Annotated in this window: 15 protein-coding genes; 4 read left to right on the top strand and 11 right to left on the bottom strand. The window is 31.8% G+C overall.

Annotation, left to right across the window (positions count from 1 at the left end):
• Positions 1-63 precede the first annotated feature (63 nt).
• Positions 64-471, top strand: coding sequence for a glyoxalase (locus ACSSV5_RS10340; RefSeq protein ID WP_211065981.1), 408 nt, complete (start codon positions 64-66; stop codon positions 469-471).
• A 229-nt stretch (positions 472-700) separates the two neighbouring features.
• On the opposite strand, the gene panB is transcribed toward ACSSV5_RS10340, so the two are convergent.
• The gene (gene panB / locus ACSSV5_RS10335; protein ID WP_454245809.1) at positions 701-1,519 is read right to left on the bottom strand and encodes a 3-methyl-2-oxobutanoate hydroxymethyltransferase; all 819 of its coding nucleotides are present in this window, start codon (positions 1,517-1,519) and stop codon (positions 701-703) included.
• Positions 1,520-1,677: 158 nt separating this feature from the next.
• On the opposite strand from panB, the gene ACSSV5_RS10330 reads away from it, so the two are divergent.
• Positions 1,678-3,195, top strand: coding sequence for an NAD(P)H-hydrate dehydratase (locus ACSSV5_RS10330; protein WP_211065983.1), 1,518 nt, complete (start codon positions 1,678-1,680; stop codon positions 3,193-3,195).
• Here ACSSV5_RS10330 and ACSSV5_RS10325 read toward each other — a convergent pair.
• Positions 3,187-3,918, bottom strand: coding sequence for a peptidylprolyl isomerase (locus ACSSV5_RS10325; protein WP_454245808.1), 732 nt, complete (start codon positions 3,916-3,918; stop codon positions 3,187-3,189). The two genes, ACSSV5_RS10330 and ACSSV5_RS10325, sit on opposite strands and share 9 nt — an antisense overlap.
• Between ACSSV5_RS10325 and ACSSV5_RS10320 the strand changes: the two genes are divergently transcribed.
• Complete coding sequence (locus ACSSV5_RS10320) at positions 3,906-4,550, top strand: NUDIX hydrolase (protein WP_211065989.1); 645 nt, start codon at positions 3,906-3,908, stop codon at positions 4,548-4,550. The two genes, ACSSV5_RS10325 and ACSSV5_RS10320, sit on opposite strands and share 13 nt — an antisense overlap.
• On the opposite strand, the gene ACSSV5_RS10315 is transcribed toward ACSSV5_RS10320, so the two are convergent.
• From ACSSV5_RS10315 to gpmI, 9 genes are all read right to left on the bottom strand, one after another.
• On the bottom strand, positions 4,543-5,703 hold the full coding sequence (locus tag ACSSV5_RS10315; protein ID WP_454245807.1) for a lycopene cyclase family protein: 1,161 nt from the start codon (positions 5,701-5,703) through the stop codon (positions 4,543-4,545). The two genes, ACSSV5_RS10320 and ACSSV5_RS10315, sit on opposite strands and share 8 nt — an antisense overlap.
• A 315-nt stretch (positions 5,704-6,018) precedes the next feature.
• The gene (locus ACSSV5_RS10310) at positions 6,019-6,471 is read right to left on the bottom strand and encodes a sterol desaturase family protein (RefSeq protein ID WP_211066816.1); all 453 of its coding nucleotides are present in this window, start codon (positions 6,469-6,471) and stop codon (positions 6,019-6,021) included.
• Between the two features lie 3 nt (positions 6,472-6,474).
• Entirely contained in the window at positions 6,475-7,314 is an 840-nt protein-coding gene (locus ACSSV5_RS10305; protein ID WP_454245806.1) for a phytoene/squalene synthase family protein, read from the bottom strand.
• A gap of 2 nt (positions 7,315-7,316) precedes the next feature.
• Positions 7,317-8,780, bottom strand: a complete 1,464-nt coding sequence (locus ACSSV5_RS10300; protein WP_454245805.1) for a phytoene desaturase family protein — start codon at positions 8,778-8,780, stop codon at positions 7,317-7,319.
• A complete protein-coding gene (locus ACSSV5_RS10295; RefSeq protein WP_211065993.1) occupies positions 8,773-9,681 on the bottom strand; it encodes a MerR family transcriptional regulator in 909 nt (302 codons plus the stop codon). The genes ACSSV5_RS10300 and ACSSV5_RS10295 overlap by 8 nt, the downstream gene beginning before the upstream one ends.
• Positions 9,682-9,784: 103 nt before the next feature.
• Positions 9,785-10,591 carry a type I methionyl aminopeptidase gene (map, locus tag ACSSV5_RS10290; RefSeq protein WP_211065994.1) on the bottom strand — a complete coding sequence of 269 codons (807 nt, stop codon included), beginning with the start codon at positions 10,589-10,591 and terminating at the stop codon, positions 9,785-9,787.
• Between the two features lie 15 nt (positions 10,592-10,606).
• Complete coding sequence (locus tag ACSSV5_RS10285; protein WP_211065995.1) at positions 10,607-11,020, bottom strand: BT0820 family HAD-type phosphatase; 414 nt, start codon at positions 11,018-11,020, stop codon at positions 10,607-10,609.
• An 8-nt stretch (positions 11,021-11,028) separates the two neighbouring features.
• The gene (locus tag ACSSV5_RS10280) at positions 11,029-11,544 is read right to left on the bottom strand and encodes a thioredoxin family protein (protein ID WP_454245804.1); all 516 of its coding nucleotides are present in this window, start codon (positions 11,542-11,544) and stop codon (positions 11,029-11,031) included.
• Positions 11,545-11,555: 11 nt separating this feature from the next.
• Positions 11,556-13,073: a 2,3-bisphosphoglycerate-independent phosphoglycerate mutase gene (gpmI, locus tag ACSSV5_RS10275; protein WP_454245803.1), complete on the bottom strand. Its 1,518-nt coding sequence runs from the start codon at positions 13,071-13,073 to the stop codon at positions 11,556-11,558.
• 144 nt (positions 13,074-13,217) lie between these two features.
• On the opposite strand from gpmI, the gene ACSSV5_RS10270 reads away from it, so the two are divergent.
• Positions 13,218-15,728, top strand: a complete 2,511-nt coding sequence (locus tag ACSSV5_RS10270; protein WP_454245802.1) for a phosphoenolpyruvate carboxylase — start codon at positions 13,218-13,220, stop codon at positions 15,726-15,728.
• Positions 15,729-15,780: the final 52 nt, after the last annotated feature.

The following is a 15,780-nucleotide window of genomic DNA, read 5'->3' as shown; positions in this document are numbered from 1 at the left end:
ACATCTAAAAATAGACCTTAAACTGCATTCTGATAATCTTTAATTTTATCAAAACTCAACATTATGGAAAACAGAAGTCAACAATTATCTGAATTAAGACCTGTAATTTCCGGTGCTCAAGTGACTTCACTTACATCTGAAGAAGAAAGTTTTCAAAACAAAACTTTGAGACCCATTGCCAAACTGCAAAACGATTTGCTTTTAGAGATTTTTAAAAACTATATCAAAAAGCACAAAAATGTTTACTACACTTTAAGCCTTCAAAAACAACTTGATTATATCGAGCACGCCGTAAAAAACGATACTAAACTACGCAACATCATCAAAGGTGTTTTTATCGGGCTATTTACCTACGACGAATATTTAATTTATGCAGAAAACAATCGTGCACTCAACAAACGCATCACTAATTTGACTATTGAACGTCTTAAGAATAGTATGCAATATTTTGAAGAGGCTTTTGCGAGTTAAGCTTATTTATTTATAAAGGAACTTTTTGAATAAAAGTAAGATATTTGAGAATAGTCACAAATATCATTGCTTGTTAGGTTATAGTTAATTGAGTTATTTTGTTAGACCATAACGATTTGAGCGGGTCTAATATTTAGAGAATCTACCTTTTGAGTTTTGCAATGCTTTGTGGGATTGTTTCAATGATTTTTTCTCGACCTCATGAGCAAAAGAATAATTCATAAATTCATTAATACTGCTCGTCTTCATTAGGAAAATCACCAGATTTCACATCGCCGTTATAGGTTTCTATAGCTTTGCTCATGATTTCGTGCAAGTCGGCGTAGCGTCTTAAAAATCGTGGACTAAAGGATTTGTCCATGCCTAACATATCAGTGATAACCAAAACTTGCCCGTCAACACCATTGCCAGCACCGATGCCAATTACGGGGATTGAAATACTTTTGGCAACTTCTTCGGCTAAATGTGCAGGTACTTTTTCTAAGACTAAAGCAAAACATCCTAATTTTTCAAGCATCAACGCATCTGTTTTTAGCTTTTCGGCTTCGGCTTCTTCTTTGGCTCTAACGGAGTAAGTGCCAAACTTATAAATAGATTGGGGCGTCAAACCCAAATGACCCATCACAGGAATACCCGCTTTGAGAATACGTTTTATCGAGTCTTTAACTTCGCTGCCACCTTCCAATTTTACGGCATGTCCACCGCTTTCTTTCATGATACGAATTGCCGAACGTAAAGCTTCTTTAGGATCGCTTTGGTAACTTCCAAAAGGCAGATCTACAACCACTAATGAGTGTTTTATAGCACGAACCACACTTGAAGCATGATAAATCATTTGGTCTAAAGTTATAGGTAAAGTGGTTTCGTGACCAGCCATAACATTTGAAGCTGAGTCACCAACCAATATCACATCTGTGCCAACACTATCTACAATTTTGGCAGTGGTAAAATCGTAAGCGGTAAGCATGCTTATTTTCTCTCCGCGTTGTTTCATATCTACAAGGCTTTTTACTGTGATACGCTTATAAGTTTTTTTGGCTACAGACATAATTCATATATATTTTATTTCAATTTACAAATATAAGGTTTTCGTAATTGATGTTTTGCATTTGATTGTCAAAAAACTATCTTAATCTCATCGTTTATAAGTTTTAAAAATGATAAATTAGAACTTAAAATTTTATTTGAATTTCAAATAATTATGCGATGAAAATACTAACACCAAATCAACTTCAGCAAGCAGATAAGTTTACCATTGAAAATGAATCTATTAATTCTTGGGATTTAATGGAAAGAGCATCGTTAAGAGCAGTAGATATTATCAAAACAATCATCAATTTTGGTGAGAAGGTTAGCATATTAGCTGGAAGTGGCAATAATGGCGGGGATGGTTTATCAATAGCTTATCATTTAAAACAATTGGGTTATGAAGTGCAAGTTTATTTAATACAATATACAAACAACTTATCTTCAGATTGTCAAAAGAATTTAGAACGTTTACAAAAAGACAAATCTTTTGAACTCAAATATTTCAATAAGCAAAGTAAATTTTTAGATTTTAATGCTCAAGATGTTATTGTCGATGCTATTTTTGGCATTGGTTTAAACCGAAGTTTACCTGATTTTGTAAAAAAAATAATTCTCATTGCTAATCAAAAACGAGCTAAAAAAATTGCTATAGATGTGCCTAGTGGTTTGTTTTTGAGTAAATTAACCCCAGAAAATGCAGTGGTTTTTCAAGCACAATACACCTTAACCTTTCAATGTCCAAAACTCAATTTCTTTTTTCCAGATTATGGCAATTGTGTGGGTAAAATTTTAATCATTGATATTGGATTGGATAAAAGCTTTATATCAAATTTAGAAAGTCGTACAAAATATGTTGACAATCATATTGCTTCACATCTCTTAAAAACACGTCAACGCTTTTCTCATAAAGGAAATTATGGACATCTTTTGATAATAGGAGGACAATATGGGATGATGGGTAGCGTGTGTTTAACAACAAAAGGAGCCTTAAAAGCTGGTGCTGGAAAAGTAAGTGTTTTGAGTCCAAAATGTGGGGTTGATATCATTCAAAAATATATTCCTGAAGCTATGGTAGTCGCTTCGGAAAATCAAAAATATATCTCCCCAATTCAATTGAATTTTCAACCTTCACATTGTTGTATTGGCATGGGAATAGGGCAGTCTGATAAGGCTTTAGAAACGCTTAAATTTATTATAAAAGAAACAAATTCTCCCATCTTGATTGATGCAGATGCTATAAATATTTTATCAAAACATCAAGAATTGCTTCAAGATTTGCCCTCTAAAAGTATCTTAACACCACATCAAGGTGAATTAAAACGATTGATTGGTGAGTGGAAAAATGAAAATGATAAACTTGATAAAATCACCCAATTTGTAAAAACATATGATGTCATTTTAGTTTCTAAAGATGCTTATACTTTTATCTTTGATGCTAAAAATATATACATCAATTCAACAGGCAATGCAGGCATGGCAACTGCGGGAAGTGGCGATACGCTTTCTGGAATTATTTCTGGATTGTTGGCACAAGGCTATTCATCAGTTGATGCTTCTATTTTAGGGGTTTATCTGCATGGCAAAGCGGCAGATTTATATGTTGAAAAGTATGACATGCAAACTTTGACAGCCTCTGATATTATTGATTATCTAAAGCACGCATTTGGCAGTTTGAAGTCTTCATTTTTATCTTAAAACATTCACGTCCATTTGAATATTTTTTATAGGCCATTCGCTTGCGTCGGCTTCAACTTGTGAAATTTTTTCAACCACATCCATACCTTCTATAACCCGACCAAACACCGTAAATTCTTTATCGAGATGATGTGCTCCGTCTTTTTTTACTACAATATAAAATTCAAATGGAGACGAAGCATTGCTTACTTTTTGGCTTGTGGGTTTCGCCATACCAACAAATCCATATTTGTTTTTGTGTAGTGGGTTGTATTCATTAGGAATTAAATAATCACCTATTTTGGCTCTTAGTTTTTGGGTGCTTGGCTTATCACTATTGCCACCTTGAACAACAAAACCACTATCTACCCGGTGGAAAAATGTGTCGTCAAAATAACCTAATTTTGTCAATCGAATAAAATTAACGCGATGTAATCTTTCAGCAGCAAAGAGTTGAATTTTAAAATCACCGAAACGGGTTTTGACTTCAACTATCGTTTCAGGATTTTTTATTTCATAACTTTTGAGATAGTTCTCAAGGGTTTCCTGAGTTAAAGTTTTGATGTGAGAAACATCTACATCATTTTCGCCACCAGCTGGAATTTTGACTTTAGGAATCTTATCTTTGTTTTCAACTTTTGTGTTTTGAGATTTTGAATCTGGTTTTGATTTTGAATCATTTTTACAAGCTACAATAGTTGTAATAATTAAAATAACGAATACAAATCGATATGCAGTTTTCATATATTGAACAATTTTTTCCAAAAATAAAGAAAATAGATTTACCAGGAGAAAAAGCTCAAGCCCTAATGGCTCCAGAGTCTAGAAAAATTTCTTTGACTCAAAAATACGATTTTTTAAATGCTAATCGAGCTGGAGTATTAATACTTTTTTTTCCTGATAGTGCTGATGATGTCAATTTTGTGCTTATATTAAGAAAAACTTACAAAGGTGTGCATTCAAATCAGGTGGCTTTGCCAGGTGGCAGGTATGAAAATGAAGATAGAAATCTGATTCAGACAGCTCTCAGAGAAACCGAAGAAGAGGTTGGAGTTGCATCTTCGTCTGTAGAAGTTATTAGACCTATGACCGAATTATATATTCCGCCTTCAAATTTTTTAGTCAAACCGACTTTAGCAAAAATTGATTATCAACCAGTTTTCACTAAGCAAGAGTCTGAAGTTGAAAAAATTATTCCTGTAAAATTGAAAGATTTTATATTGCCTTCTTGTATTAAGACGCGTTCTATTCAAACCAGCCATAATAAAGAAAAACAAGTTCCAATTTTTGATCTTAATGGTCACGTTGTTTGGGGTGCTACTGCAATGATGTTGAGCGAGTTGCGTGAAATTTTGAAGCAACTGCAACTCATTTGATTTGAAAGCCTTGAAAAGCATGTTTAACAAAGGCTTTGATAAAGTAAAATGAAGTTATGCTAAACATGATTTTTAATTCTTGAGGAAAATGGCTTTGTTCGTCTAGAAATTGAAAGATATCTTTGATGTTATTGCGTTTGTACATTTTATAAAATAGCTTTTCTCCAAAATGATTGTGATGATATAAAACATCTAGAAACAACTTATCGTAATGTTTAAAACGTTTTTTATATAAATTATGATGTGGTGTATTACCGGCCTTTATGTTTTCTATTATTTTTTTAGCCATACGTTCAGCGTTTTTAAATGAATAGCCCGTAGAGGATTTTACCCAACCGCCTGAAGTGCCAATTTTAGTGATTTGATTTGTATGATTTTTATAAAAAGGATAACTTGTCATGGGAATGATGCCTTGCTCCATTTCGTGAATATCAAAAGATTTAACCTTTAAAACATCTTTTAAATAGGCTTTGATGTACTTTTTGTAAACTTCATCTTCAACTAATTTTGGCGAAAAAAAAGTTGATTCTACTAAAGCTTGATTTTGACTAAAAGGCAAAACATAAATAAAACTCGTTTCATTATTTTTTGATAGGTTATAATCCATCATACAAAATTGTTCAGGATTAAAAATTTTATTTTCAGTTTCTACAAACCAACCTTTGAAATGCTGAAGAATATTGACGCTATTTTCAGGTTTATAGTTTTCAGGTAGCCGACTATCAAAAACATGTTTGGCTTGAAAGCTGTTTTTTTTGCATTTGATATCAACCAAACTGGATTTGTTTTCTAACTCAATGACTTCATCATCAATCAAATGTATATTTTCAGATTGATCGATAAGGTGTTTGGCATGTTTGTAAAAATCAATTGATCTTAGCATTTTATAAGAATATTCTTCTAAATCAAAATCGATTTTTTTATTACAAGCTATAACATAGCCTGATTTCCATGATTTATATATAATCTTATCATATAAGCCTTGACCAGTTTCCCAAAAGCACCATGTTTTATCATTTTTTGGATTTGATTTCTTTTCAATTATACCAATTGATTTAGATTTAAAAAAATCATCTTTCAACATGGCTAAAGCCAATTGAAGTCCAGAAGCACCAGCTCCAATAATGATATAATGAAATGTGTTTAAAGACATAAAACGATATAAAAAACAATAACTGAACTACATGATATGATAGCTGATCACCTTTAGATTTTATTCCTGTAACTGCAAAGTGAAATCAAAGGCTAAAATAAATCAATTGATGTTATTTTGAATAGGAATAGGAGATAATTCAAAATTCCAAAGGTCAAATCGTGGGGCGATTGAGGTTAAAATAAAATCAAGACCAAATATCAATATACTGGCAGTGAGAGAATATTCAAAGAAATTTATAAATGATATTTTTAATTGGAGTTCAAATTTAGTTGTCTTTTTAAGATTAGTTTTTGTAATCTTATGGCATATAATTCACTTTTGATTTTTAAAAAAACGCATAGGTGGTAGCAACATACCAAAACATTCGCCATCTTCTTTGCTTAGGTGTTTATGGTGTATTTTGTGTGCTCTTCTTATGGCTTTGGCATACCAATTATTAGCATTTCTAAAAATTTTAAACCTTTGGTGTATAAAAATATCATGCACCAAAAAGTAAGTAGCACCGTATGCAGTTATCCCTAAAGCTATGGGTAATCCAAACCAATAGCCTATATAATCTAAATAAAAAAAGACCATACTCACAATGGCATAGAATATAAAAAAGAAGTCGTTTCTCTCCCACCAACTTTTATGATCTTTCAAGTGGTGATCTTTGTGCAGTGACCATAAAAAACCATGCATGACATATTTATGACTAAACCAAGCCATAAATTCCATAAAACAAAAAGTAGCCAAAAAAATCAGTATAGAATATATTATAGTCATCATTTAAATTAAGTTTAATCTACAGGATATAAAAGATTGTGCTAATAGACCAAATTTTTGACAATCATTTACACGTATTCTTTTAGATTTTATTTGTAAAGAAGGTGTTTTTTTAAGTTTATAAAGTAATTTTAAGTAGTAAATATAAGCAGTATAAACTCCAAATTTAGCTTCAATAGGGAGTTTTGAAATACCTCTTAAACCCGCTTTGAAGTCTTCTTCAATTTCTGTAATTATTCTCATTTTAGCATCTTCTTCTAACTTATCTAAATTGACATTAGGAAAATAAGTACGGTTTAAATCTTCAATATCAGCTTTGAGGTCTCTCAAGAAATTTACTTTTTGAAATGCTGATCCTAATTTTTTAGCATCGTGTTTTAGTTCGTTATAAAGTTGGTCATCACCTTTTACAAATACTTTTAAACACATCAGGCCAACAACGTCTGCACTGCCATAAATATATTGTTCGTATTCTTCTACGGAGTTATAATTTGATTTATATAAATCTTTTCGCATACTACTCATAAATGCTTCATAAAGTTGAGGTGGAATATCGTATTTATGAACGGTTTTTTGAAATGAATTGAGAATAGGATTTAAACTGATTTTGTGTTCAATCGCTATATAAAGTTGTTTTTCAAATTCGTTAAATAAAAAAGCTTTGTCATAATCGTGAAAGGTGTCAACAATTTCGTCAGCAAATCTTACAAAACCATAAATATTGTAAATATCTTGACGAATTGATGGTGCAAGGAGTTTTGTAGCTGTTGAAAATGATGTGCTATAAGATTCAGTAACTTTTTTGCTACAATATTTAGCGATATTATCAAAAATTAATTTCATAGTTAATTATATTTCGTTATTAATTCTGAGACCAGTTTTCCTGAAATTAAAGCAGGCGGCACTCCTGGACCAGGAACAGTGAGTTGACCTGTAAAATACAAATTGTTCACCTTTTTACTTTTTAGTTTTGGTCTTAAAAAAGCAGTTTGAAGCAATGTATTTGCCATTCCATAAGCATTGCCTTTGTATGAATTATAATCTTTTATAAAATCAGAAACACAGAATGATTTTTTAAATATAATGTTTTTCTTCACGTTTTGATTGGTTAACTTTTCAAACCTTGTGATGATTTTAAGAAAATATTCATCTCTTAAGCTTTCAGAGTCTTCAATACCTGTAGCGAGAGGAATTAAAAAGAAACCATTCTCACAACCAACAGGTGCGGTTTGTGGGTCTGTTAATGAAGTGAAATTAGCATAAAACAATGGTTGATCAGGCCATTTTGGAGTTTTATATATATCGTTGGCGTGTTGATCAAAGTCAACATCAAAAAACAAATTGTGATGATGTATATTTTTTAATTTTTTATTAAAACCCACATAAAAGAGTAGAGAAGAAGGTGCAAATGTTTTTTTGCTCCAGTAGTTTTCAGAATATTGTCTGAAGTTTGGATCCAAAAGTGTTTCGGTATGGTGGTAATCAGCACCTGACAAAACTATATCTGTGGTTATGTTTTCACCATTTACTTTTAAGCTTTCAATTTGTTTATTTGAATTTATATGAATGTGTTCAACATTTGCATTTGTTTTGAAATTAACACCAAGTGATATTGCTAGATTTTTGATGGCTTCTACAACTGAAAACATACCACCTTTGGGATGCCATGTTCCCAATCCAAAATCTGCATAATTCATAAAACTGTAAAATGAAGGCGTATCTTTTGGTCTTGCACCAAGGAATAGTACTGGAAATTTGAGAATTTGTTTGAGTTTAGGATTTTTAAAATTTTTTTCTACGTCTTTGTCTATATTACCAAAAAACTGACCTAACTTAGAAATTGTTTCAGTGGTTACTAATTCTAAAGGTGATTCACCAGGTTTGTAAACCATTTTTTTTATGGCAATGTCATAATTAGAACGGGCTTTATCTATAAACGATTTAAGTTTTTTAGCACCATTATCTTCTAAATCATCAAAAGTTTTGTAAAGATCATTGAGGTTGTCAGCAACTTTAAAAACATCGTTTTGCCCAAAAAAAACTTGATAGCCTGGATTGAGTTTGTCGAGTTGATAAAAGTCTTGTGGTTTGGTATTAAAATCTGAAAAAAATCGCTCAAAAACATCGGGCATCCAATACCAAGATGGTCCCATATCAAAGGTAAATCCTTTATGTTTGAGTTGACGAGCTCTGCCTCCAATGCTGTCGTTTTTTTCTAAAATATTGACCTTGAAACCTGCTTTAGCAAGGTAACACGAGGCTGAAAGAGATGAAAATCCTGAGCCGATAATGTGAACTGTTTTATTCATTTTTAAGATTGAGAGTCAGCTGGTTAATATTTTTAAAAGCCTTGACATGTTGAGGGAATTTATAATGGTTTTCAAGCATTTCATTAACTTTTCTTCCTAATAGCCAATATTGACATTTATCTTTTGTGGAAATATGCTTTGTAAACCTTTCTATATAATCTTCAACATTATCGGGTTTTACTGTTAGATAAGACACAAAAATAGGGTTATCAAATAGCTTTAAAAAGTAAGATAAATCTTCCATTGGTAAACTTTGACCTAAAAAAATCACCTTATAGCCATGTAACAATAATTCATAATTTGTGTAAAATAAACCTATGTCATGAATTTCTTCTTCGGGCAAAAAAAGGACAAATACTTTATCTGTTTTAGAAGGTTTTTCAAATTGCAGTTTTTCTATATTGAAAAAGAGTTTTTGTTTTATTAAAGTTGAAATAAACTGTTCGTGTGCAGGAGTAATTGTTCCAATCTGCCATAGATAACCAATTTCTTCAAGCAAGGGAACAAAAACATCGTTATATATTTCTCTAAAGGTATTGTTTTCGAGTAAACCATCATAAGTTTTTAAAAATACTGATTGATCAAAATTCATCATGGCAACTTTAAAAGACTTGACGGCTCTGTTATAATTGCTTTTACTTGTAGTGATACGTTGTACTAAATCTTTAATATCTAATTCAGACATTTTTGAGATACGAGATATTTTATACCCATTTTCATTTAGAAAAGCAATGTTTAATATCTTTTGAAGACCATTGATATTGTAAGTTCTGATGTTGGTATCGGTTCTTTTTGGCTCTAAAACTTTGTAGCGTTTTTCCCACATACGGATAGTGTGAGCTTTGATGCCACTTAAAGATTCTAAGTCCTTAATACTGAAATTTTGTTTAATATTTTCCATGCTATAAATTAACAAAACAAAAATAAATAATAAATATATATTTTGTTTAAAAAAACAAGTTAAATATTAAACACTTATTTTAACAATTGTTAACTTTAGGAAGTTATTCAAATTTAAATGGTTTTTCTTCATCAGAAGAAATTCCTAAAGCTTCATAGACGAAGTCAAAAGTAGAAAGTAATTTGGGTTTGCCGTCAATAAGGGCAACATCATGCTCAAAGTGAGCACTTGGCAAACCGTCAGCAGTTATTATAGTCCAACCGTCTTTAAGTTGTATAACCCGTCTATAACCGAGATTTATCATAGGTTCAATAGCCACAGTCATTCCATTTTTAAATTTTTTACCACGTCCTCTTTTACCATAATTGGGCATTTCGGGATCTTCGTGCATTTTTTTGCCTAATCCGTGACCGACCAGTTCTCTAACGACGCCGTAGCCGTGATCTTCAGCATGTTTTTGAATAGCATAACCTACATCACCGATGCGTTTACCATATCTAAATTCGGCTATGCCTTTATAGAGGCTTTCTTTGGTAACTTTAAGTAAGTTTTTTATTTCGGGTTTGACTTCTCCAACTTCAAAAGTGTATGCATGATCACCATAGAAGCCATTTTTTTTTGCACCACAATCTATTGAAATAATATCGCCGTCATTAAGGGGTTTATTGTTTGGTATCCCATGAACAACTTGTTCATTAGGGCTCATACACAATGTGTTAGGAAAGTCGTATAATCCTAAAAAACCAGGTGTTGCGTTATGGTCTCTTATAAATTCATCTGCGAGTTTGTCTAATTTTAAAGTAGATATTCCAGGTTTGATTTCTTTGGCAAGCATACCTAATGTTTTTGAAACAATTAAAGCACTTTCTTGCATTAGGGCGATTTCTTCTGTTGACTTAAGTTTGATCATTGCTGAATGTGTGATTTATTTTATAAAGAATTTACTTAAAAAACCCTTCTTTGGTTTTTCTGTTTCTATTTTTTCTTTTGTAATAGTTTGGTAGATTTCTCCCCAACTAAGCATACCGCCAATATTTCTGTCATCAATAAAAATATCAGCATCTATTTTTCTACTCATTTTTTCTATGTTGAATTCTTCTTCGGGATAACTTTTATTGACCGCGTAAAATTCTATGCCATAAGATTCACAAAATTCTATAGCTTCATTTAGTCTTTTTCCATAGCGAAATGTCCATAATACCAAAAGATAGCCATCCTCTTGAAGTTTTTTTAGGGTTTCAAAAGCAAAGATTTTTGGCTTTCCAATATCTGGATATTTGTTTTCTACTATTGTACCATCAAAGTCAATAGCTATTTTTGGTTTACGCGTTGAGAACATATATATATTTATTGTTGATAGCTGTGCTTATAGGGTTTTTTTGCCAAAATATTTATGAAATCTTTTTCAAGACTTTCTTGAGCATATTCTACAAATCTATTAATTTCTTTGTCATCTTGATATACTATAATGGTTGGCACGTTGGTAATATTTAATTGTTTTTGTCTTTTTTTAGAAACATTAGGGACTTTTTTTTCTGGACCAACGCCTACGAGCTTAAGGTTATCAAAATCAAATTCACTTGCTTCTAAAATTTTAATGAGTCTAGGCACTTCTCTTTGGCTATCAGAACACCAAGTGCCAAAATAGACTTCAATTTTATAGTCATTCTTGGCAAGAAGTTTTTTTATTTGTTTGATGTGTTTTGGTGAAGGTTCATAGCTGTTGTAGTTTTTATTAAACCAAGAATTGTGTCTTGAATTTAAAATTTCATTTTTATTAGTTTGACCAATAATATTTGATTCTTGTGCTAAAGCCACATTGAACAATAGCAACAAATTAATGATACTTAGGTATAATTTCATCGGATAGTGTTTTAATTAATTAAAGCGTTTTGTGTCATTTCTTTAGGCTTGTTGATGCCCATAAGTTTTAGTATGGTTGGTGCTATATCACCCAGAATACCAGATTTTATTGATTTAATTTCGTTATCGACCAAAATTAAAGGAACAGGATTGGTGGTATGAGCTGTATTAGGAGAACCGTCTGGATTTATCATGGTTTCGCTATTGCCATGATCGGCAATTATTATCACGGTATAATTCTGATCTTGTGCTGTTTGTACAAGTTCATTCATGCAAGTGTCAACCGTTTCGCATGCTTTTACTGCGGCTTCAAAAACGCCAGTATGTCCAACCATGTCAGGATTTGCAAAATTGATGCACATGAAGTCTGCTGAATTATTTTCAATTTCAACCAATATTTTGTCTTTGAGTTCGTAAGCACTCATCTCGGGTTGCAAATCATAAGTTGCTACTTTTGGTGAATTGACCATGATGCGTTTTTCACCTTTAAAAGCTTCTTCTCGTCCACCTGAAAAGAAAAATGTGACATGTGGATATTTTTCGGTTTCAGCTGCTCTAAGTTGGGTTTTGCCTTCTTTTTCTAAAACTTCACCTATGGTATTTTTAATGTTGTCTTTTGTATAAATTACATTTATGTTTTTAAAAGTATCATCATATTTAGTCATGGTGTAATATTTCAGATTGAGTTTTTTCATGCCATACTCTGGGAAGTCTTGTTGTGATAGGGCTGAAGTGAGTTGTCTGCCACGATCGGTTCTAAAATTAAAAAAGATTACAACATCATCATTTTCTAAACACGCCACAGGTTGATTGTTTTGACATACTACTATTGGTTTTATGAATTCGTCAGTGATGTTGTTATCATAGCTTTCTGAAATTGCATTGACGGGTTTTTCCGTTTTTTTACCCTTTCCATTTACAATTAAATCATAGGCTTGCTTGATGCGTTCCCAACGCTTATCTCTGTCCATAGCATAATATCGACCTATAATGCTTGCCAACTGTGAATTGTGATGTTTTAAAAAATCATTCAAATCTTTTATAAAGCCTTTTCCCGATTTTGGGTCAACATCACGACCATCTGTAAAGGCGTGAACATAGCTTTTCTTTACCCCAAAGTCATCAGCTGTCTTTACCAACCCTTTGAGATGATTGATATGAGAATGAACGCCACCATCACTCACTAAACCAAGAAAATGAACAGATTTATGGTGTTTTTTGGCATATTCAAAAGCTTCTTTGATAGGTGCTTGGTCTTTAAGTGTATCTTTTTCAACGGCCATATTTATCTTGACTAAATCTTGATATACAATTCTGCCAGCTCCTAAATTCATGTGTCCCACTTCAGAATTACCCATTTGACCTTCGGGTAAACCTACATTCATGCCATCAGTTCTAAGCGTTGCAGTTGGATATGTTTTTTTTAAATGATCTATACAAGGTGTGTTAGCAGCATCAACTGCAGAAACTTTTTTATCTGGTGCATTTCCCCATCCGTCTAATATGGTCAAAATTACTTTTTTATTCATTTTTTGTGATTTTAGAGTTCAAATTTAAATACTATATTTTAAAACAAGGCTTAATATTTATCGAAATAATTTTATTTTAAAACTCATGCCTAATATTTTGATAAACCTGTTTTAATTCATTAGTTTAGCTATCAAAAAAAAAATATGTTATCAGAAGAGCGTTATGAGTTATTTAGACAAATTATCACAAACAAATATAGTGTTTACAATAGTTTGTTTTTGAATTTACCACACAAACATTCTACTTACACAGGAATTTACATCCCTTTGCTTCGCAAGTTAAGTCAAGAAGGTTTTGATAATTCAAAATCGCCAGTTGAAATTATTGAAGAATTTATAGGTAGTCATACCGATATAAAATCTACTGAAGAAAAATTTGATTTATTATTTCGTATTGTTCAATATATTGAGCGTCAGGTGGTTTTGTTTGATTGTGTTGAAGATGCTGCTTTTTTAGAATTTCAACGTCCTCAAATTGGGACTTATCTCAAGGCAGAAAATCAATATTATGAGAGTTTAAAAGAACATTTAAAGTCATTTAGCACACGCTTAGTATTTACAGCTCATCCCACTCAATTTTATCCTAACGAAGTGCAAATTATCATGTATGAAATGCGACAAGCTATTCAGAAAAATGACATCACTGCTATTGACAAATTACTAAATCAACTGTCTTACACTCCTTTTGTGAAACGAGAAAAGCCAACGCCTTTTGATGAAGCCGAAAGTATTATTTATCATATGCGTTATGTGTATTATCAAACTATAGGCAAGTTGTATCACCAAATATTTAAAAATTTGGAAGTTCAACCAGACTTTAATCCTCATCTCATTGAACTTGGTTTTTGGCCTGGTGGTGATCGTGATGGAAATCCTTTTGTCAAGTTTGATACCACAAGAAAAGTGGCTCAATTGTTGAGAAATACAATTATGAAATGTTACTATAACCATGTAAAAGATCTAAGAAAAAAATTAACTTTCAAAGGCGTGGTTGAAATTACCGAAACTCTAAAACAAAGACTTTATAAACAAATTTTTCAAGATGAAGTTTGTATTACCGACAAGGAGATTTTAGAAAGTTTGTACCAAATCAAATCTTTATTGAAAGAACGATACAAAGATTTTTTTGTTGAAGAAGTCAATGATATTATTGGTAGAGTCCATTTATTTGGGAATCATTTTGCAACATTAGATATAAGGCAAGACAGTAGCAAACATACAGAAGCTATTCAAGAAATATTTAAAAAGGAGTTTGATTTAGACTACAACACCTTATCTAACCAAGAAAAAATTAATTATCTAACAAAAAAATCATTAAGGCTCAATGCTGATGATTATGAAGATGAAATCATAATTGATACCATTAAAAATGTATATCAAATTAAAGATATACAAGCCGAAAATGGCGAAAGAGCACTTCATCGCTACATTATTTCAAATTCTGAAAGTATATTTGATGTACTTCACGTTTATGCTCTTTTTAAATATTGTGGATACCAAGACGAAGACATCAAAATAGATATTGTACCGCTTTTTGAAACTATGGTTGGCATGAACAATTCACAGGATGTCATGCGTGAGCTTTACGAGCTACCTATTTATAAAACGCACCTTGAAAAAAGAAATAATGAACAAACCATTATGTTGGGTTTTTCTGACGGAACCAAAGATGGTGGCTATTTAAAAGCGAATTGGGAAATTTTGCAAACCAAAGAACGCCTTACAAAAGTAACAAAGGCACACAATTATAAAGTTGTCTTTTTTGACGGTAGAGGTGGTCCACCTGCAAGAGGTGGCGGTAAAACTCATCAATTTTATGCTGCTCAAGGCGACGATGTGTCAAATGACAAAATACAACTTACCATTCAAGGTCAAACCATAACAAGTATATATGGCACGCACGAACATGCAAGCTACAATATTGAACAACTCTTGCTCGCTGGTGCTAAACCTTTTAATAAATCTGTAAAACTAAATCAGCACTACAAAGATTTAATTTCAGATTTGGCAAATAAAAGTTATGAAAAATATACTTCACTTAAAAATGATAAAAACTTTGTGCCTTACCTTGAAAAAATGACCACCTTAAAATATTATGGTGCAACAAATATTGGAAGCAGACCCTCTAAAAGAAACGCAAAATCAACATTAGATTTTTCTGATTTAAGAGCTATACCATTTGTTGGATCTTGGAGTACAATTAGACAAAATGTACCAGGCTACTACGGTTTAGGAACTGCTTTAGAAACCTTTGCCGATAAACCTGAAGTAATTCAAGACTTGTATGACAACTCAGCGTTTTTCAGAACGCTTATCAACAATAGTATGATGAGTATGAAAAAATCATATTTTCCATTAACTCAATATATGAAAAACGATAAGGTCTTTGGCAATTTTTGGAAAGACCTAAGAGCTGAATATGAGTTGTCAAAAAAATGGGCTTTGAAGTTAACTGGCGTGAAATATTTAATGGACAATGAAAAAATAACCCGTAAATCTATCAGTGCTCGCGAAAATATCGTTTTACCACTTTTATCTATTCAGCAATATGCTTTGCAAATGATTCAGCAAAATCACCCTGAAAAAGATAAATTTGAAAAACTTGTTATCAGATGTTTGTTTGGTAATATAAATGCCAGTCGAAATTCTGCTTGATAAACTGTTTTTAAATAAATTTTGGATTTTATGATATCTAAAATATATCAAC

Source organism: Psychroflexus sp. MBR-150, from assembly GCF_053628795.1.
Note: the sequence above shows the minus strand (reverse complement) of the source record. Positions and strands in the feature narration are given on the sequence as shown.